Source organism: Aeromonas sp. A600620, assembly GCF_029479985.1.
Lineage (GTDB): Bacteria > Pseudomonadota > Gammaproteobacteria > Enterobacterales > Aeromonadaceae > Aeromonas > Aeromonas veronii_A.
In genome coordinates this window covers 1-20,399 of sequence record NZ_JAAKXB010000006.1, presented here as the reverse complement: position 1 = coordinate 20,399, position 20,399 = coordinate 1, and the positions used below count along the sequence as shown (strand labels likewise).

Annotated in this window: 14 protein-coding genes and 1 tRNA gene; 6 read left to right on the top strand and 9 right to left on the bottom strand. The window is 60.9% G+C overall.

Annotated features, from left to right (window positions below; translation table 11 throughout):
* The first annotated feature begins 7 nt into the window (after positions 1-7).
* Entirely contained in the window at positions 8-709 is a 702-nt protein-coding gene (locus tag G5533_RS09405; RefSeq protein WP_441254725.1) for a hypothetical protein, read from the top strand.
* A gap of 41 nt (positions 710-750) precedes the next feature.
* On the opposite strand, the gene recD is transcribed toward G5533_RS09405, so the two are convergent.
* The 6 genes from recD to G5533_RS09375 form a co-directional block, all read right to left on the bottom strand.
* Complete coding sequence (gene recD, locus G5533_RS09400) at positions 751-2,814, bottom strand: exodeoxyribonuclease V subunit alpha (RefSeq protein ID WP_421255049.1); 2,064 nt, start codon at positions 2,812-2,814, stop codon at positions 751-753.
* Entirely contained in the window at positions 2,811-6,419 is a 3,609-nt protein-coding gene (gene recB / locus G5533_RS09395) for an exodeoxyribonuclease V subunit beta (protein ID WP_441254724.1), read from the bottom strand. The genes recD and recB overlap by 4 nt, the downstream gene beginning before the upstream one ends.
* The gene (recC, locus tag G5533_RS09390) at positions 6,419-9,772 is read right to left on the bottom strand and encodes an exodeoxyribonuclease V subunit gamma (RefSeq protein WP_441254723.1); all 3,354 of its coding nucleotides are present in this window, start codon (positions 9,770-9,772) and stop codon (positions 6,419-6,421) included. Before recC ends, recB begins: the two co-directional genes overlap by 1 nt.
* A gap of 257 nt (positions 9,773-10,029) precedes the next feature.
* Positions 10,030-10,422, bottom strand: a complete 393-nt coding sequence (locus G5533_RS09385) for a DoxX family protein (protein WP_005336513.1) — start codon at positions 10,420-10,422, stop codon at positions 10,030-10,032.
* A gap of 39 nt (positions 10,423-10,461) precedes the next feature.
* On the bottom strand, positions 10,462-11,148 hold the full coding sequence (locus G5533_RS09380; protein WP_005336514.1) for a pirin family protein: 687 nt from the start codon (positions 11,146-11,148) through the stop codon (positions 10,462-10,464).
* A gap of 30 nt (positions 11,149-11,178) precedes the next feature.
* Entirely contained in the window at positions 11,179-11,511 is a 333-nt protein-coding gene (locus G5533_RS09375; RefSeq protein WP_013723379.1) for a hypothetical protein, read from the bottom strand.
* A 258-nt stretch (positions 11,512-11,769) separates the two neighbouring features.
* Here G5533_RS09375 and G5533_RS09370 point away from each other — a divergent pair, with 258 nt between their 5' ends.
* The gene (locus G5533_RS09370; RefSeq protein ID WP_005336524.1) at positions 11,770-12,684 is read left to right on the top strand and encodes a LysR family transcriptional regulator; all 915 of its coding nucleotides are present in this window, start codon (positions 11,770-11,772) and stop codon (positions 12,682-12,684) included.
* 99 nt (positions 12,685-12,783) lie between these two features.
* Positions 12,784-13,203 (top strand): hypothetical protein, encoded by a 420-nt coding sequence (locus tag G5533_RS09365; protein ID WP_139406620.1) that lies wholly within the window; start codon positions 12,784-12,786, stop codon positions 13,201-13,203.
* A 178-nt stretch (positions 13,204-13,381) separates the two neighbouring features.
* On the opposite strand, the gene G5533_RS09360 is transcribed toward G5533_RS09365, so the two are convergent.
* A complete protein-coding gene (locus G5533_RS09360; protein WP_005355311.1) occupies positions 13,382-13,732 on the bottom strand; it encodes a hypothetical protein in 351 nt (116 codons plus the stop codon).
* Between the two features lie 199 nt (positions 13,733-13,931).
* On the opposite strand from G5533_RS09360, the gene G5533_RS09355 reads away from it, so the two are divergent.
* The 3 genes from G5533_RS09355 (at position 13,932) to G5533_RS09345 (ending at position 17,581) form a co-directional block, all read left to right on the top strand.
* Positions 13,932-14,654, top strand: a complete 723-nt coding sequence (locus G5533_RS09355) for a response regulator (RefSeq protein WP_005342708.1) — start codon at positions 13,932-13,934, stop codon at positions 14,652-14,654.
* A gap of 33 nt (positions 14,655-14,687) precedes the next feature.
* On the top strand, positions 14,688-16,052 hold the full coding sequence (locus G5533_RS09350; RefSeq protein WP_421172997.1) for an ATP-binding protein: 1,365 nt from the start codon (positions 14,688-14,690) through the stop codon (positions 16,050-16,052).
* Between the two features lie 140 nt (positions 16,053-16,192).
* Positions 16,193-17,581 carry a transporter substrate-binding domain-containing diguanylate cyclase gene (locus G5533_RS09345; RefSeq protein WP_441254722.1) on the top strand — a complete coding sequence of 463 codons (1,389 nt, stop codon included), beginning with the start codon at positions 16,193-16,195 and terminating at the stop codon, positions 17,579-17,581.
* Between the two features lie 67 nt (positions 17,582-17,648).
* Here the strand turns inward: G5533_RS09345 and G5533_RS09340 are convergent, their stop codons facing one another.
* Both G5533_RS09340 and G5533_RS09335 read right to left on the bottom strand, forming a co-directional pair.
* Positions 17,649-19,601 carry a ligand-gated channel protein gene (locus G5533_RS09340; RefSeq protein WP_421205749.1) on the bottom strand — a complete coding sequence of 651 codons (1,953 nt, stop codon included), beginning with the start codon at positions 19,599-19,601 and terminating at the stop codon, positions 17,649-17,651.
* Positions 19,602-20,157: 556 nt separating this feature from the next.
* A tRNA-Asp gene (locus tag G5533_RS09335) sits at positions 20,158-20,234 on the bottom strand.
* Between the last annotated feature and the right edge of the window lie 165 nt (positions 20,235-20,399).

Genomic DNA, 20,399 nt, shown 5'->3' with positions numbered 1-20,399 from the left:
CAGAACGATGTGGAGTGAAAGATTCGGCCTCAACCTAAAAGTCCCTGATAGATTCTCCATTCTTTTAGAAGATGCCAAATGTTGGGACTATGACGGTATTAGCCAAGCCTTCTATTCTAATGATCCTGATTTCACTATTGAGATTGGAAGTGTAGAACATGAGGGGGGTAATTACTGGTGGCAAAACTTATATTTTGAGAATGCAAGACAGTTTGACTACCACTTAAAATATAAGAACAGAATTATTAAAACCTTGCCTGTTGTTAATTACTACAACGAGGGTTTGACTATACCATTCCCAAACATTGAGTTTATTACCTATCCAGAAGCTCAAGATGGGTCAAATGCAGAATTTTACTGTGAGATTTACTATTATAAAAAAGGAACTATTGAATATAGTTTATTTCAACACATAAGAAAAATTGAAGTGCATTGTGATACATATCAAACACTGTCTACACCAATCACAACTCAACTGAAACCACCCATAATAAAATTGCCATTTTTTATAATTAACAGTGACAGTGAACTAAATGAACTGTCCAAGAAATTCATGGAAAAATATCATGAGTTTAATTCCTGTAAGTCAGATTTGATGAGAAAACGTTACCCTGACGAAAATTATAATAGATGGGATGTTGAAAAAGTTTTTTCGGAGTGGGTTTTTGAGCAAATAAATCCTCCCTCTGAATTTTCAATTAGTGAATGACATTAAAACGGCGGCAAATCCCTTTACCGCCATCCAATCAATCACTCCCCCAACCTCTGTGCCAATCCGGAATAACGCTCGGTCTTTTTCCGCACCGCCTGTGCCAGCAGGGCGCGATCGCCGTAGAGATCGAGCCGTGCCTTGGCGCGGGTGATGCCGGTATAGACCAGCTCGCGGGTCAGCAGCGGGCTGGGGCTGTCGGGCAGCACCAGCACGGTATGGGCAAACTCGGAGCCCTGGGATTTGTGGATGGTCATGGCGTAGACGGTCTCGTGGGGCGGCAGCCGGCTGGGCAGCAGAGCGCGCAAGGTGCCGTCCGGCTGCTCAAACCATACCTTGAGGCGGCCAGTTTCATCGGGCAGGCAGAGCCCCATATCGCCGTTGTAGAGGCCGACGCCGTGGTCGTTGCGCACCACCATCACCGGGCGACCGGCATACCAGTCGCCATCGCGGGCGATCAGGCCAGCCCGTGACAGGGCCAGTTCGAGCCGCTCGTTTAGCCCCAGCACCCCGAACGGGCCATCGCGCAGGGCGCAGAGGATTTGGAAGCTGTTGAATGCCTTGAACACGGCGGCGGGCGCCTCCCCGGCGCGGGCCGCCTTCAGATAGCTGCCGTAACCGGCCACCCCTTGTGCAATCAGGGCGTCGTAGGCCTCCCCAGCCCAGGGGTGCAAGCTGATATCGGCGAATCCTGCGCCCCAGACTGATTCCACCGCAGTGGCATCGCCGCTGTTGCAGGCGCGTGCCAACTGGCCGATGCCCGAATGCTGATCAAAGCGCCAGCTCTTGGCCAGCAAACAGAGGCTGTCGCGCACCGGCGCCCCCGCGGGCGTACCCTGCAAACGGTAGCTGGTCTGGCGGGAGAGCCAATCCGCCTGCTCCGGGCTGATGCCCTGTTCGATAAAGCTGCAGATATCGCCGAGCACGGCACCCGCCTCTACCGAGGCGAGCTGATCCTTGTCGCCTAGCAGGATCAGGCGGGCGTGGCTTGGCAACGCATCGAGCAGCCGCGCCATCATCGGCAAGTCGACCATGGAGGCCTCATCCACCACCAGCAGGTCGAGGTGCAGCGGGTTGCCCGCGTGGTGGCGGAACTGACTGCGCCCCGGAATGACCCCGAGCAGTCGATGCAGGGTGCCCGCCTCGGTGGGGATCGCCTCCACCCACTCGGGGGGCAGATCGAGGGCCTGCAGGGCAGAGCCGATACTCTCGGTCAGGCGCGCCGCCGCCTTGCCGGTGGGGGCCACCAGCCGGATCGCCGGGGCCTTGCCCGCTTGCAGGCCGGTCTCCACCAGAATGGCGAGCAGTTTCGCCACAGTCGTGGTCTTGCCGGTGCCGGGGCCGCCGGAGATCACCGCAAAGGGGCGCGCCGCCGCGGTGGCCGCCGCCAGCTTCTGGCCGTTGCAGCAGAGCGCCTCGGGCACCAGCGCATCCAGCTTGCTCAAATCGCTCGCCGCCTGGGCGCTGGCGAGCAGCCCTTCGATGGCGGGCCAATCCACTTCATTGGGGAACACCAGATCGAGATACTTCAGGGTAAAGTGGCGGGCAGAGAAGTCAGGGGCTAGGCGGGCCTTGAGCAGCGCCGCGAACACCAGCCCGTAGTCGCGGGCAAACAGCCGCGACAGGGCCGGGGCGATCTCCGGCCATTCGGCACGCTCGCTCAGGGCGCGCAGATGGCGGGCCACCCCCAGTTCAAAATCGTGGTAGCGGGTGAGGTAGAGCCGCCCGTGCCACAGCCGCAGCGGCCAGCGCGGGGTTAGCCCGTCATCCTGCTCGGTTCCAACCAAGGGACTCTCTGCAAACAGGGCGGGCCAGCGGGCAGGATCAGCCAGATCCAGCAGCAGATCCCGGCTCTGCTGGGGATCCAGCCCGAACGGCCGTAAAGCTCCACTCGCCAACATATCAAGGGGCAGACAGACATGGCCGCGCCCCAGCTCGAAGCAGGTGAGCGCCGCCCCCAGCACCAGCTCGGGGTTGCCGCCAAGGTCAGCCACCAGCCGGGCGAATTGCAGATCCAGCTGGCGGATGCGGCCAGCCAGCGCCAGTGTTTTCAACCGTTCAACCATCATTGCGCTGGTCGCGGTGCTGATCATGGTGCCGCTCATGCCTCTACCTCGTTCAATGCTTGGGATCCCGCTGCTGGCAGCTCACTGCCTTCGCGAAACAACTTATCCAGCCCCAGCACCAGTTCACGGCTCGGGCGGGTATGGAAAATGCCCCCCTGCGGCATGCCGCGCAGGAACAGATAGAAGACCCCGCCAAAGTGCTGCTCGAAGTCGTAGCCCGGCAGGCGCAGGGTGAGCAGCCGGTGCAGCGCCAGCGAGTAGAGCTGGTATTGCAGGTCGTAGCGGTGCTCGGCCATCGCCCGCTCCAGCGCCGGACGGCTGTAATCGGCGGGGCTCATGCCGAGGTGGTTCGATTTGTAGTCGAGCAGATACCAGCGCCCCTGCCACTCGAACACCAGATCGATAAAGCCCTTGAGCATCCCCTGCACCGTGGCAAAGCTGAGCGGCTTGTTGCCCCGCGACAGCGGGTCGTGCTGCTGGCAGAGCGCAGTCAGCGCCGATGCCGTCACCCGCCCCATGGGCAGGAAGAACTCCAGCTCCACCTGCTTGCGCTCGGGCGCCAGATCCCGCAGCCGCACCGGCTCGCCAAAGCCTGTCTCCAGCGGGGTATCCAGCACCGCCTCCACCTGCTGTTGCAGCACCGGGGCCCAGCTCTCGTCGAAACCATCCTGCGCCAACAGGGTGGCGATATGCTCTGCCAACGGCTCGCCCGCGGCGCTTTGAAAATCGATGGTCTCGAACAGGCTGTGCAGCAAGGTGCCGGGGCGCGCCCCTTTCGGGAAGGTGAAGATGGAGGGCTGGGGCGCCTCGTCCGGTTGTTCCGCAGCCAGCGCGGCCGCCTCGGTGACGACCTCGTCATCGAAGCCGGGATTGGCGAGTACACCCTTGCTGTGACCGTGACCCTGCGCCGCCAGCCCCGAGTAGGAGCTGATCCACCAGTCCCGCTCAAGGGAACCTGTAAAGTGGCGCACCTGCGGCTCGCCCAACTGCTCCTCCTCTGGCGGCAGCGGGGTCGGACGGGTGAGCGAGGGCTCACCGACAGCCACCCCGGGCAGCGCCTGTGCCAGCTCGGTCAGCGCGGTCGCCAGCGTCTGCGCATCCCCCTCTTCACCCTTTTGCAGCAGGTAGCCGATGGCGGTGTGGTGCAGGTCGGTCTTCTCCGACTTGCCCGCTCCCGCCCGCACCGGCGCCAGCCCCAGCCAGGTGGCGTAGACGCCCCGGGTCAGCGCCACATAGAGCAGCCGCAAATCTTCGGCAAGCCGCTCCCTGTCCGCTTCGGCGAGCGACGAGTCGGCGCCGGTCAGATCGAGAATGGTGCGATTGCCCGACTCATCCGCCTCGTGATAGAGCGGGGTCTCGGCGGTTCTGTGGCTGCAGATAAAGGGCAGGAACACCAGCGGGTACTCCAGCCCCTTGGATTTGTGGATGGTGACGATCTGCACCAGCTTGCGCTCGGATTCGAGGCGTAGTACCTGCTCAGCATCCTGCCCGTTGGGGCGACTCACCGCCTCCCCCAGCCAGCGCAGCAGGGCGTACTCCCCGTCCAGCTCGCTGCTCACCTGTTGCAGCAGCTCGCCGAGATGGAGGAAGTTGGTCAGCCGCCGCTCGCCATAGGGGCTCGCCAAAAGCGAAGAGGCGAGATTGCGCCGGTGCAGCAGGGCCCGCAGCATCGCCAGCACGCCACGGCGGTGCCAGATCTTGCGGTACTCCATAAACTCCTGCACCGCGCTCTCCCACGCCCGCTCGTCGCTGGCCAGTCCATCGAGCGCCTTGGCGTCGAGATCAAACAGGCCGGTGGCGAGCGCCGCCCGCAGGCTGCGCTCTTCGCTCGGGTTCTGGCAGGCGTGCAAAATCAGCAGGATCTCCCGCGCCTCCGTCTGCTCCAGCACGCTCTCGCGGTTCGACAGATAGACGGAGGCGATGGCGAGGCGCGCCAGCTCCTGCTGCACCAGCTTGCCCTCGGCGCCGGTGCGCACCAGCACGGCGATATCCCCGGCCTTCACCGCCTTGTCACCGATCAATGCCTTGCCCTCGCGGGCCAGGGTCAGCAGGCGGTGGATCTCGGCGGCGGTGGCGCGGGCCATCTTGCTCTGGTAATCCCCCCGATTGAAGGTGGGCTGGCCGGTCAGCTGCCAGCAGTGGAGCACGGGGGCGGTAACGCCATCGAGCAGCAGCGCCTTGCTCTTGCCCTGCGCCTCCACCGGCAGGAAGGGGATATCCGCCTCGTAGATAAAGGGATCTTTCGCCCGCTCGAACAGGCCGTTGACCGCCCCCACCAACGCACTGCTGGAGCGCCAGTTGCGCCCGAGGGTGTAGTGGGCGCTCACATTTCGCCGCGCCTGAATGTAGGTAAAGATGTCGGCGCCGCGAAAGCCGTAGATGGCCTGCTTGGGGTCACCGATCATCAACAGCGCCGTGTCTGTGTGGCCGCCGTAAAGCCGATGGAAGATGCGGTACTGCTGGGGGTCGGTATCCTGAAATTCATCGATCATCGCCACCCGGTAGGTGGTGCGAATGCGCTCGCACAGCCGCTCGCCAAGGCTGGAGCCAAGCGCCCCGTCGAGATCTTTGAGCAGGTCATCGAACGAGAGCTGATGGGCTTGGCGCTTGCTCGCCTGCATCCGGCTGCGTACCACCTTGGCCGCCCGTTGCAGGATGAGATCCCGAATACCGGGGCGACTCGCCAGCAGCTCGTCTATCTGACTGAACAGCGGCAGGGTCGGCACTGCGCCCCCCTTCTTGAGGTTCTCCTCCAGCACTGTCTGGCCGAAGCGCTCCAGCTCCTTGGGAATGGCGTAGCCACTGCCTTCGTCCTGTGCCCAGTCAGCTATCTTGGCAAGCCACCCTTCGTAGTTCTTGCCGGTGTAGCGGCTGATCTGGCCGTCTGTCTGGCGGCGGATCTCGTCCCCTTGCGCCAGCCATTCGCTCTTCACCGCCGCGATGCGGCTCATGGCCGCCTGATGGCGGGCGGCGAGGGTCTCATCCCCCAGCGCGGGGTGGATCTCCAGCTCGCTGTTGTCGAGCCAGCTGCCCATCTCCCGCAGCAGGGCGGCGGGGCTCGGCCAGAGCGCGCGCACCGCGCTGGCGAGGGCTTTATCCACCGGATAGAACTCGGCACGCCAGTAGTCGCTCACCGCCTGCAGCCTGAGCTGGCTGTCGTCGGTGAGAAATTCGGTTTCAAAGAGGGCGCCCGACTCGAAGGCGTTCTGTTTCAGCATCCGCTGGCAGAAGCCGTGGATGGTAAAGACCGCCGCCTCGTCCATCTGCCGCTCGGCGGCCAGCAGACGACGGGCCGCCAGCTCGTGATCTTCCACCTCGGCCAGCAGCTGGGCCAGCAAGGCATCATTGCTATGGCCGCGCACAAAGGCGAGCCGCGCCTCGTGAATGCGACCGCGGATCCGCCCGCGCAGCTCGGCGGTGGCCGCTTCGGTAAAGGTCACCACCAGGATTTCAGTCACCGAGAGCGGCCGCTCGTGGGCGCTCGGCTGACCGGCATCAGCCCCCTCTTCAATGAGCGGGCCGTGGCCCAGCAGTAGGCGCAGGTAGAGACCGGCGATGGTGTAGGTCTTGCCGGTACCGGCGGAGGCTTCGATCAGTCGTTCACCATGGAGGGGAAAACGCAGGGTATTGAGCGGGTTAGCCATTATTTCAGCTCCTCCAGGGTCTTGAGCAGCGGGGTCAGGTGTTCGCGGGCCAGCGCCTGCAACTGACCAAGCACCTCGTCATCGAGTTCGGGGAAGCAGCGGGCGACGTAAGGATCTTGCCCCTCCCCATTGATCATCCAGCCGCCGTTGAAACGGGTGAGGGCCGCCTTGTCGGCCGCCTCCGGCTTGTCGGGATCCTTCTCGATCGCCTTGAGCCAATCCCATGCGGTGTTGGGGAAGAAGGGCAGCGGCCGCTTCATCCCCTGCGCCCAGCATGCCACCAGCGCCGCCAGCTTGGGCCGCGCCTCGTCGGCAGTGAGTACAGGCAGGCGCAGACTCTGTTTGGCGTCGAACAGCAGGGTGTCGCCGGGGGCGCCGCTCAATGAGAGGCAGAGGTGCTGGATCCAGCCCAGCAGCAGATCCTTGCCGTTGAAGCTGCCGGGTTTGACCACCAGCAAGCGCCCCTTCTGGGTGTCGATCCACCCTTGCAGCTGACCCTGAGTGAGGGAGATATCGATCTCCACCGCCTGTTTTTCTGACTCATTGGCAGCAACCCATGGCCGCAGCCGATCCGCCAGCTTGCACATCTCGGCATCCAGATCGTCCAGCAGCAGGCTGCCGAACCACCCTTGCGGCAGCAGGCCGGTGAGCTGCAACCGCTCGCGACGCTCGGTACTTTCACCTTCCGCCAGATGGGCATCGAGCAGCAGATCTTTCAGCTGGTAATGTTGCAGGCCATCCAGCTCGAACGGCTCGCTGTCTTCGATGTTGGCTTCGTTCAGTTCAAACCACACCTTGAGGCGGCGGTTGAGGAAATATTTGGTGGGCTGGCGATAGAAGCGCAGCAGCTCCGCCAGCTCCAGCCCCTGCTCCTTGCCCCATTCGGGGGGGAGAGGCAGCTCGCCGCTCTGGAAGTTGGCCGCGCCACGCACCGGATTGAGGGCGGGCAGCCAGTCGGAGGCATAGGTAAAGAGGCGTGAACCCGCCTCCGGATAGAAGTAGTTGCGGCTGTAGGGGGTGAGCGGGTGCGCCACCATCAGGTGGCTGAGCAGCCGCTTGCCGGAGGTTTCATCGTCGAGATCCTCATCCCCCGCCAGCACAAAGCCCTGCCGCACATAGTCGATCAGCTCCGCCAGCAGCACTGAGGGTACCTTGTCGCTGTTGTCCTGCGCACTGAAGCCCTGATAGCTGATATAGAGCCCCTGCTGGGCACTCAGCAGCGCCTCGAGGAAGAGGTAACGGTCGTCATCGCGTCGGGAGCGATCCCCCCGCCGCGACGCCACCGCCATCAGATCGAACCCCATGGGAGCCAGGGTGCGCGGGTAGACACCGTCGTTCATGCCGAGCAGGCAGACCTGCTTGAAGGGGATGGAGCGCATCGGCATCAGGGTGCAGAAGTTGACCTGACCGGCGAGGAAGCGCTGGCTGGATCGGGACTCCCCCAGCACGCTGCCGAGGTAATCCTGCAACAGATCGGCGGTGATGGGCTGCTCGAAGCGGGCCTCGCCAAGCCGGGTCTGCCACTCGGCCAGCTGGCTGCGAATGAGCTGGAGCTGACGCTCTTCATCCTCGTCGGCCAGATAGAAGCGCTCCAGCAGCGCCAGCAGGCAGGCGTTCCACTCGGCCAGCGGCTGCGCCTGTTGCAGGCGGGGCAGGAATTCGGCCAGCGAATCGACAAACCAGGCGAGCTTGCCGAGCGCCAGCCCCTGCTGCCCCTCGATATCGGCGTAGGGCAGGATGCCCGCCACAGGCTCGCCATCCCCCATGGCAAAGCCGAGCAGCATGCGGCGCAGGCCGAACAGCCAGCTGTTGCCGGACATGGGCGGCAGATCGAAACGGACGGGGTAACCGTCATCCAACCCCCAGCGGATGCCGGTCTCCTGCACCCAGACCCGCAGCTGGTTGAACTCGTCGTCATCCAATTCGAAACGGCGCAGCACGGCGGGCACCTCGAGAATGGCGAGCAGCTCCCCCGCCCCGAAGCGGGCGTTGGGCAGCCTGAGCAGGGCGAGGAAGCTTTGCAGCAGCGGGCTCTCCTGACTCGCCGCCCGATCCGAGACCGCAAACGGGATCTGACCGCGCGCGCCAAACACCGCCTGAATGTAGGGGCCATAGCTGTTCACATCCGGCATCATCACCACCACATCTTTCGGGGTGAGGGTCGGGTCCTGCTCGAACAGCGCCAGCAGCCGGTCGTGCAGCACCTCGAGTTCGCGCATCGGGCCATGGCAGGCGTGGATCTGCAAGGATCCATCCGCCGGATCGATCGGGCTCTTGTGATGGCTGCTGTCGAGATCGAACTGACCGGCGCCCCGTTCTGCCAGCTCCAGCACATCCTTCTGGATGGCGCGCAGCAGGCTGACATTGCCCTTGCCATCCACTTCGTCGATATCGACGAAAGCCTCGATTTGCGGCACCTCCAGCTCCATCAGCTGATGCAGGTAGTCGCGCCCCAGCTTGCCCATGGAGGCGAGCAGCGGGTTGGCGGGGCCTTGCAATGTCTCGATGTCGGTACCGGGTTTGAGCTTGTTCTCCAGCCGAGCCAGGGTCTTGCGATCCAGCAGATCCCCCCAGTAGTAACGGCAGGGGTTGGTGACGAACAGGTGCACCTCCACCTCCGGTCGGCTACCGAGGGCCAGCAGCGCCTCCACATAGCGCGGCGGCAGCGCCGAGATGCCGAACACGAAGACCCGTTGCGGCAGCTTGCCCGGCAGATCGGCGGTGCGCGCCAGCTCGTGGATAAACTCCTCGTAGAGGTTGGCGCGGTGGTAGCCGCTCGGAGAGAGCGCCAGGGTGCGGGCCACCAGCTCGCGCCACAGCTCGGGCTGCCAATCCTGACCGCTCACCCCGGCCAGCTCCTGACTCAATCCTTCCCCCTCTTCCCAGCGGGCGATCCAGTCCGGCCGGTAGACCAGATACTGGTCAAACAGATCCGCCACCTTCTGGCAGAGCTGCCACAGCCGCACCTGCTCGGGATCCTGGGCGGGATCCTCGTCCTCTCCACCGCCCAGATAGGCGGCGAGCGGGGCAAAGGCGGGGCGATCCAGCAAGGCAGGCATAATGGTCATCAGTTGCCAGCTCATGGATCCCTTGTTGTAGGGGCTCTGGCGCGGCACATCTGCCAGCACCCGGGTGAACATCTCCCAGATAAAGCTGGCGGGCAGCGGAAAGTCGATATTGGCGGCAATGCCAAACGCTTTGGCTAGCTCCAGCTTGAGCCACTGGGCCATGCCCGGACTCTGCACCAAGATCTGCTCCCGATCGAAGGGGTGAGAGAGGGGGGCCTGCCGGATGCGGCTCACCAGCAGCTCTTTGAGCAGATCCAGCTGATTGGAGTGGTAGAGGGTAAACATGAGCAATTCCCGCCTGTGGATGAGAGGGGGCGAGGGAAAAGGCGAGCCATTTCCGTCACTTCACAAGAGAGGGAATTGTCGGGGATCGGGGGATAAGATGCAAAAGGCACTTGTGGCCAGCAGGCGGGCAAACCGCTGAACCATGAGGGGGACCGCAGATTTGTGCAGCTGCCTCATCGCCCCGGAAAACGCAGACAGAAAAAAGCCGGTGCAGGGCACCGGCCAAAAGGCATTGGAAAACTTGACTCTTCAGGGCATTACCAGTTTTTGCCGAGACGGGCATCCACACTGAAAGCCCCTGCTCCGGCCGCCGCCAGCGCCAGGAAACCACCGGCGACGGAGACGTTCTTCATAAACATCAGCATCTGCATCTGTTCGGCAGGCTGGTAGTGGAAAATAAAGGCAGCCATCAGGGTGAAACCGGCCAGCAGCACGGAGAGGCTGCGGGTAAAGAGACCGAGCACGACGGCAAGGCCACCACCCAGCTCAAGCAGGATCACCAGCGGCAACATAAAGCCGGGTACACCCATCGCCTCCATATAGCCCTGAGTACCGGCATAGCCGCCGATCTTGCTCCAGCCCGCCATTACGAACATCAGCGCCAGCAGTACACGACCCGCCAGCAGCGCTACATCTTTCATCTTGTCCATTTCATATTCCTCGTTTGTGTCACATCACCGCTGACTGCTTCAGGGTAGGTCAAATAACAGAGCTTGGCTGGCACTGGTCGCAACCAGCTCCCACCGGTATTCATCACGACTGAGTACCCCGTCGCCGGGTCGGGCAGCCAGACCGTTGGCGGTCAGCTCCCCTGAAATCATCTGCAGGTAACCGTGTCGGCCAGCCAGTGCCCATTCGAGCGTCTCGCCCGGGGCCAGTTCCAGCCGCCATACGCGGGCCTGTTGGCGGATCCGCAGCGATCCCGCCTCGCCATCCGGTGACGCCACCAGCGTCATGCCCGGTCTGGACTCGATCTTCTTCTGCTGATATCCGGGTGGCGTGCCGAACTCGTTCGGCTCGATCCAGATCTGCAACAGGGAGAGAGGATCCGTCTGCGAGGGGTTGTACTCGCTGTGGCGGATCCCGCTGCCTGCGCTCATCAGCTGGAAATCCCCTGCCGGGATCTGCTCGGCATGGCCGAGGCTGTCCTTGTGCTCTATGGTGCCTTGCAGCACGCAGGTGAGGATCTCCATGTTGGCGTGAGGGTGGGTGGCGAATCCGCCACCCGGCGCAACCAGATCCTGATTGATCACCCGCAGTACCGAGTGCCCCATCCACTCCGGGTCATAGTAGTGACCGAAGGAGAAACTGTGGCGCGCGTCCAGCCAGCCAAAGTTGGCCTTGCCCCGCGCTTCTGCGGCTCTCAATTGCATCATGGTCTGCTCCTCACCTACCGGGACGGTTGATTAACGCTGTTTGCCGCTACCGATGCCGAACGGAATACGGTATTCGCTGCTCTGGTCAGCCAGGCTGACAGTCAGGTTGCCCTGGGTACGGCTTGGGATCCGTACCTGCTGGGTGCCAGTCAGGTTGGCGTGGACTGATGCCAGCAGATCGCCAGACTCGTCACGCACTTCCAGCATCGGATTGGCTTTGCCATCCATTGCGGCAGTGGCGTTCCAGTTCACAAACAGCACGCCGGGCATGGCATTGAAGTCAGCCGGTACGGAAGCTTGGGCGAAACCTGTGGTCATCAGGCCTGCAACGGCCAGCATCTTGATTACGTTTTTCATGTTCATTCACTCTCTTGTTTTATATGTCATTGCCAAGGCCTTTTCGGCCAGAATCAATGCATCCATGCAAGAGGTTATTCAAATAGTGTGTTGTTCTTTCACCGACATCAGACAGACCGATTTGGTGTGTCACAGTGCGGAACTACCCGCATATTTGGCCGCTCGACGTTCCTGCCTAAGCGTTGATTGAATATTAAAGTGACATGACCTAACTTGTTAGCGAGATAAACTGGCAAACATATTCAAAAAAATTGAAGGTGAGGAATGGCCAAGGAATCGAACAAGGAGCGGGCGCTGACCCTGGAGGCAATCCGGGTGCTGGATGCCATCGACCGCCGCGGCAGCTTTGCGGCGGCGGCCGACGAGCTGGGCAAGGTGCCCTCGGCATTGAGCTATACGGTGCAGAAGCTGGAAGACGAACTGGATGCCATGCTGTTTGACCGCAGCGGCCACCGCACCAAGTTCACCCCGGCGGGGCGCATGCTGCTGGAGCGCGGCCGGGTGCTGCTGGAGGCAGCCGAACATCTGGTAGGCGAAACTCGGGCGCTGGCCCGTGGCTGGGAGACCGACATCACAGTCGCCGTCGATGCGCTGGTCCCGGTGCAGGCCCTCTACCCATTGGTGGAGAAACTGGCCGAGCAGACCGATACCCGACTGCGGCTGCGGGCCGAGGTGCTGGCGGGTAGCTGGGAGTGTCTGGAAGATGGCCGCGCCGACCTGCTTATCTCCTCCATCAATCCGGACATCATGATGACCGGCATCAAGCATCAGGTGATCAAGGACGAGGTGATGCTCTACGTCGCCCATCCCGATCATCCGCTACATCAGGAGCCAGAACCCTTGGCCGACGAGACCCTGCGCCGCTACCGCGCCATCGCGGTCGCCGATACCGCGCTGCGCAAGCCGGTGCTCACCTACCGCCTGCTGGACAAGCAGCCGCGCCTCACCGTCAGCACCATGACGGAGAAACGGGATGCCCTGCTGGCAGGGATCGGGGTCGGCACCATGCCACAGAGCTGGATTGAGGAGGACATCCGGGCCGGACGACTCAAGGTGATCAGCCCCGAATATCGCCATCAGATCCAGGTCGTGCTGGCCTGGCGGCGAGACACCATGGGCAAGGCCAAAAGCTGGCTGGTGCGGGAGATCCCAAAACTGTTTGCAGCTGGTGAGAAATGAGATCCAGTTAACAGAAATGTTAATTTCATGCCTCACTTGACGCCCACTATCTTTGCTGATTTCATAGCCGCCTCATTGAACCCATGGAAGCTGTAGAAAATGAAAAAGAGTTTGCTGGTTGCCCTCACCACCCTGCCCCTGTTTGCCAATGCCGGCCTGATGGATTCGCTGACCGACAGCGTCACCAGCAGCGTCAAGGATGCGGCCAGCACTGCCGTATCCGGTGCCATGGACAGCGCATCCAACGAAGCCATCAAAAAGGCGCTGGATATCAAAGAAGGCGGCTCCAACAAGCAGGCAGTCAAAGAGAAACTGGGCGCTCCTGCCTCTACCAAGACCGAGGCCGGTCTGGAAGTGTGGACCTATGACCTGGATGCCCTGAAGAAGGCCTCTCCGCTGCTGGCAGAAACCACCAAAACCCTGCTGAAAGATACCGACGCAGCCAAGAAAAACGTGGTCATCAAGTTCGAAGGCGAAACCGTCAAGAAAGTAGACCTGACCGACAAGGCTCAGGGCTAAGTTCGCTCGTCCGGTGAAGTCGGTTGCACACCCGCACCGGCACAGATAGCAAGAGGGGGAGCATCAGGCTCCCCCTCTTTTATTGACAATCACCAGCGTTCAACCAATCTGCTGCTCAACGCAGTAAGCGCAAAAAGGGTGGCCTCGGCCACCCTTGGGTTGATAACAGCTGGCGCTGTTACTGGTTCGCTTCGGCGAACTGCTTCATCGCTTCGGCGTGCTTGGTCATACCGGCGGCACGCTCGTTGAGCTTCTTGATGAACTCCGCCTTCTTGGCAGGATCCTCGATACGATCATAACGTTGCTGCAAGTTGGCCTGGATCTGCTCCGGGGTCATGTTCTGCATACGAGCCATCTTGTCGTGGCGACCACCGTGGTGTTTACCACCCATCATGCCACCACCGTCCATCGGGCAATCCACCATGGCACCGGGCTGGCCGGTGGGGGCCGCTTCACTGGCAGCATAGGCACCCAGCGGCAGGCCAAGGATCAGGGTGGCGGTCAGCAGGGTTTTGGTCAGCTTTTTCATGGTCTATCTCCTGTAGGGATGATTCTGGTTCGGCGCTCTTGCCTTGCCCTCAAGTAAACACCCTGTCGGTGTCTGAACTTTGCCAGCATCGCCCTTTTTTGTAGCAGAGTGTGGCATCGTGCGGATCTGGCACACTTTGACACAAACCGCCGTCCGGATTTTCGTATACTCGGGCCAACGCCAAGCAGGGGAGGTATTCATGAACCAGGGCAACACCCACATTCTGGTGGTCGACGACCACAGCGAGATCCGCGATCTCTTGAAACGCTTTCTGGAACAGCACGGCCTGCGGGTCAGCTGCGCCCGGGATGGCAAGGAGATGAAGCGACTGCTGGAGGAGCGGGAGTTCGACCTGCTGGTGCTGGATCTGATGATGCCGGGTGAAGATGGTCTGACCCTCTGCCGCGAGCTGCGGGTCAAATCGAACCTGCCCATCATCATGCTCACTGCCATGGGGGAAGAGACCGACCGCATCATAGGGCTGGAGATGGGGGCCGATGACTATCTGGCCAAGCCCTTCAACCCGCGCGAGCTGCTGGCGCGCATCAAGGCGGTGATGCGCCGCACCCAGGCCGAGACCCAGCCTGCCGCCGAGACCCTGACCCGGGATCTGCGCTTCGATCGCTGGCTACTCGACGTCAATCGCCGGGAGCTGGTCGATGAGGATGGGGTGGGCCTGAGCCTCTCCACCGCCGAATTCGATCTGCTCAAGGTGTTTCTCGAACGCCCGCAACGGGTGCTGAGCCGGGATCAACTGCTGGACCTGGCCCGTGGCCGCGAGGCGGTGGCCTTCGATCGCGCCATCGATACTCTGGTGAGTCGACTGCGCCGCAAGCTGGAGCGGGATCCCAAGAATCCGGAGCTGATCAAGACCATCTGGGGTGGCGGCTATATGTTCTCCGCCGACGTGACGCAGGCATAAGCGGTGACCTTTTTGAAACGACTGTGGGCAAAAATATGGCCCAAGGGGCTGACAGGCCAGATCATTCTGGTGGCGCTGGCAGGGCTGATCCTGATCCAGCTGCTCAGCATCCAGATCTACCGCTCGGATCGGGAGGAGGCGCTTGGCTTCGTCAACAGCCGCAACGCCATGCAGCGGATCATCTCGGTGGTCAGGCTGCTCTCTCTATCACCCCCATCTCTCTATGACGAGATCCTCAAGGCGAGCCGCAGCGAAACCCTGCTGCTGCGCCTCTCAGACGAACCACTGCAACCGGATAATCGCAGCCCCCGCTTCGAGCAGCTGGTGCGCTCTCGGCTCGGCTACCCGCAGGGTCTCACCATAGAGATCAGCGCCGAGCTGAAAGAGGATGCCCAGCGCAGCAAAGCCTGGGAGCATCACGCCCGCATGATGCGGGATCGCAAGGGGCCACCGCCCCCATCACGCGACATGCGGCTCTATGGCTCCATCGAACTGCCGCAGGGAGGTTGGCTGCAGTTCAGCTCACTGGTCGACAAGGAGGCGGGCAGCTGGTCGTGGCAAACCACCCTCAATCTTATGCTGGTCGCCAGTCTGGTGATCGGGCTGATGGTGCTGCTGTTTCGCCGTGCCACTCGCCCGCTCAAGCAGCTGGCAGGCAACGCAGATCGGCTCGGACGGGGCGAGGATATCGAGCCCTTGAAAGAGGAGGGGCCGACCGAGATCCGCGAATCGATTCAGGCCTTCAACCGGATGCACACCCGGCTCGACCGCTTCGTGCAGGACAGAACCCGAATGCTGGCGGCCATCTCCCACGATCTGCGCACCCCCATCACCAGCCTGCGGCTGCGTACCGAATTTCTGGCCGATAGCGAGGACAAGGAGCGGATCCAGCAGACCCTGCAACAGATGGAGCAGATGCTGGCGGCGACCCTCAGCTTTGCCCGCGAGGAGGGACAGCAGGAGGCTACCCGCGAGCTGGATCTGGTCAGCCTGTTGGTCAGCCTGTGCGATGACTACGCTGATACCGGCCAGCCGGTCACCTGTCTGGCGGAGGGCAAAGAGGTCTACGCCTGCCGGGCCAACACCCTGCGCCGGGTGCTGCAGAACCTGATCGGCAACGCCATCAAATATGCCGGCAGCGCCGAAGTGTCGCTGGAGCGCTGCAAGGAGGAGCTGTTGATCCGGGTCTGTGACAACGGGCCGGGAATCGATCCTGCGCGGCTGGAGGATGTATTCAAACCCTTTGTGCGGCTCGATGAAGCGCGCAATACCGAGTCCGGCAGTGTCGGGTTGGGGCTCTCCATTGCCCGTACCCTGGTGCATCAGCACGGCGGCGAACTGACCCTGCTCAATCGGCCACAAGGTGGGCTGGAGGCGCGGATCAGCCTGCCGCTGTAAGTAGTCACTCTATCCGCCGACCTTGTCATGGCGCCGTTTACATCATGCAAACTTCATCATTTGAGCGCTTGTTCTTCGATCAGAAAGACGGTGATAATCTGTGACCACGGGACGGTATACGGCAACGGATTGGAGCAAGGATGGCCTCTTCCAGGACAGGAGTCATAGTCAGTATCGGATGGGGGCTCCTGCTGCTCGCCCTTGCCCTGCCTGCCTGGACCAAAGCCCCGGAAGAGCCGATCATCATTACCAACTCCAAAGCCTGGCAGCCCTTCTCCTATATCAATGAGTCGGGCCAGCCGGATGGCCTGCTGATCGATTTGTGGCGTGAATATGCCAGGGTCACCGGCCAGAAGATCGAGTTCAGGCTGGTCGACTGGCAAGGCTCTCTCGACCTGCTCCATGAGGGGAAAGCGGATGTTCACGCCGGACTGCTCTGGTCACCGGAGCGGGACAAACTGTTCGACTATGGCCGGCCTCTCGCCCAGCTCGACTCCCAACTCTTCTTCTCGAGCGAACTGCGCGGCACCGATGTCCACTACTACCTGCTCCATGAAACGGTCGGTGTGGTAGCCGGTGGCTACGAGGAGTATTACGCCAGACGCTACTTCCCCGGCACCCAACTGCAGACCTTCGACGACAATGACACCCTGCTGGCGGCGGCCTTTCGGGGCGACATTAAGGCCTTTATCGCCGATCTGCAGGTCGCCAACTTCTACATCTATACCTCGGACGATCCCACCCGCTTTATTCCGGTTCGCCACCTCTATACTGACCAGATCCGCTTTGCGGTGAGAAAGGGCGACCTTGCCCTGTTAAACCGGCTGGAAGAGGGGTTCGCCAAGCTCAAAGAGAGCGATCGGGAGCGGATCATCCGCAAGTGGATGCATGTCGAAACCGTCTACCCCATCCATCTCGGTCCCTGGCTACTGCTTGCTGGGGCATTGATCATGGTGGCCTACATAGTGCAATTGCGCCGCGCCGTTGCCAGCCGCACCACCGAGTTGAGCCGCGCCAACGCCAGACTGGAGAAACAAGCCAGTACCGACCCCCTGACCGGCCTGCTCAACCGACGGGCATTCATGCCTGCCATGGAGCAACAGCTGGCAAGTGGGGGTCCCTGTGCTCTGCTGCTGTTCGATGTGGATCACTTCAAGGAGACCAATGACCGCTTTGGTCATGGCATCGGGGATCTGTTGCTGGAAAAGCTGGCCACGACTGTGACCAACCTGTTGCCCGAAGAGGCTCTGCTGGCCCGCATCGGCGGCGAGGAGTTTTGCCTGCTGCTGCCGCTGGCCACGCTGGCAGAGACAGAGCAGTGGGCCAAACGCCTCTGTCAGGAGTGCAATCAACAAACTCTGTACACCGACAATAGTGCAGTGACACTATCCATCAGCACCGGGGCAGTCTGGGTAGCCGCAGGGAGAGAGGCTGATGCCGACCAGCTACTACGGCAGGCTGATGCCCTCATGTATCAGGCCAAGGGACGGGGGCGCAATACCTGGCAAGCCGCCTCCTATCAGGCATAGCACCCTGACGGACGCGCAATAAAAACGGCCACCATCAGAAGATGGCGGCCGCATGACAGGTTCCCTATCAGAAGTTGTAGGTCACGCCCAGGTTGTAGCGGCGACCATCCAGTACAGTGCCATAGCTGCTGTAATCCACCATCTTGTCGAACAGGTTATAGACCCCGGCGGTCAGATCCAGATGCTTGTTGGCCTTGTAGACCAGGCCCATGTCAAAGAAGGTGTAGGAAGGAGTCCCCTCCGCCATCTTGACCCGGCTCAGGTACTCGGAGGTCTCGCCACGGAAGTTTACCCGTGACCAGAGGCTGAGATCCTCGGTGGTTTGCCAGTCAACACTGCCGTTGAACATGTGACGGGGCATCTGGTTGAGGGCATGACCCGCCAGTGGACCACTCTTCTGCTCGGACTGGGTAAAGGTGTAGCTGGAGCTGACCGACCAATCCTCATTGATGGCCCAATCCATCATCCCCTCGACACCGCGCATGTTCGCCTTGTCGACGTTGACCCGATCACTGATGAAGTCATAACTGTGACCATTGAGGGTACAGGCGGGATCACTCTTGCTGGTGCAGCGACGCACTTCGGAGATCTTGTTCTTGAAGTCGGTGTTGAACAGGGTAACCCCGGCGTTGAAGCCCTGATGACCGTTCCACAGCAGGCCGATCTCTTCACTCACGCTAGTCTCGGGTTTGAGGTCCGGGTTACCGACCAGCATACCATCCAGGCTGCCACCACCGGTGACCTGACCCCAGTTGGCCGCCGACATTCGCAAGTCAGGAGAGCGGTAACCGGTCGATACGCCTCCTTTCAGGGTCCAGCTATCATCCAGATGCCAAACGCCGTAGAGACGCGGGCTCCAGTGAGAACCGTAGTTCTGGTCCCGATCCATGCGGGCGCCACCGGTCAGGGCAAAGCTGTCAGTGAGTGACCACTCATCCTCGACAAACATCGCCCAGCTCCAGCGGGTCAGCTGCTCGGCAGGGTTGGCCACTTTCAGGGTATTGCCCTGATCGTGCAGATCCTCATAACGATACTGCCCACCGACGCTCAGGTAGTGATCCCCCAGAATGAACTGGGTGTGGGTATCGGCGATGGTGTTGGTGAGCTCCATCTGGCGGCCGGGATTGGTGTTGGTCTCCTGCTGCAGATAGCTGCTGGAAGAGCCGAAATCATACTGACCATCATGGGTCAGCGCATAGTTGGTGCGCTCGTATCGGTTAAGGCTATCTTTCGCCTTGGCAGCCAGCGAATTGCCGGCCGTGCGATCCCGATCCTGCAGACTACGACTGGCTTCCAGATCGAAGCGGTTATGGTCATCAGGCTTGAAGCTGAGCACCGCCGTGCCACTGCGAGTCTCTTGCTCGGCAAAACCCTGGGTAAATTTGTCTTCACCACGATGAGCAAGCTGACCGTGGAAACGCAGCCCCAACACGCCATCGATCAGTGAACCTGCGGTATAGGCATCGGTCTGGAAGCTATTGCCGGCATCCTTGTTCTCCTGGAAGGTCGAATCAGCGTGAACCGAGCCCTGCCAAGCCAGACCGGTGGTCTTGCGGGTAATGACGTTAATCACGCCCCCCATGGCATCGGAACCATAACGGGATGACATGGGACCACGGACGACCTCAATGCGCTCAATCGCCTGCAGTGGCGGCAGCCAGCCCTGCTCGATACCCGGACCATCGCTGTTCGGGCGAGTGCCACGGCTATCCACCTTCTTGCCATCAACCAGCATCAGGGTGTATTTCGAGCCCATACCGCGAATGCTGATATCACTGCTGCTGCCACCACCGGTCACCACCACACCGGGAACATCCTTCAGGGCGTCAGTCACATCGCGATAGGCCCGCTTTTCCAGCTGCTCACGGGTAATCACGGAGATGGAGGCGGCAGAGTCTTCAATCTTCTGCTGGAAGCCGGAAGCGGTGACGACCATCACCTCTTGTTCGGCAGCATAGGCCTGGGTCGCAAGAAGGGAGCAGATCAACAAGGCAAGCTTGTTCGGTTTCACTGTTGTCATGTTTTAGCCTGAACATTATTAGTAGGAAGGTGACGTATTCCCTTACTTCACTCATTACAACGCCCTAGCATCCGGCCAGACGCAGCATTAGAAAAGGCTCATTTGAAAAGCACTTTATTAATCAGCCCGCATTGTAACGACCTCGCCAGAATCATTCAAACAATAATCATTATCATTTGATTCATGTGGTATTCCTGCAGCAGAATCGCTCATTCTTGATAAGAGACTGTTTTAATGGAATAAATCCATAAGTAAAAAAGGGGATTACACAAACAAGTGGAAGCGATGACGTACCGTTGCAAGATGGCCTGATTTAATCGTCATGCAGGTGGGGTGTGATGCGATACAGAGCTGGAAACAGTAGCAAGAGCGCCAACAGGGGGAAGGTATTGCCATCGCGGTGGGATGTCGGCAGCTCACCAGCAGGCTAAAAACATCAAAACCCAGTCGTCAGACTGGGCTTTGTGTTGGTTCTGGTGTGCAAACCAGTGGGACTTATGGGCAAAAACCGCCCATAGCAAAAAGGCCTTCCCATCTGGGAAGGCCTTCAAATTAGTGGCGGAGCGGACGGGACTCGAACCCGCGACCCCCGGCGTGACAGGCCGGTATTCTAACCGACTGAACTACCGCTCCGCATTCGGTTAGCTTGCGCTAAATCATTTGCCGCTTCTTGATGAGGGGTCATCCTCGCAGCCGGCTATGTGTTTTCACATCACCGTTTAATTGGGTGCCTGGCAGTGTCCTACTCTCGCATGGCGAATGCCACACTACCATCGGCGCTACCGCGTTTCACTTCTG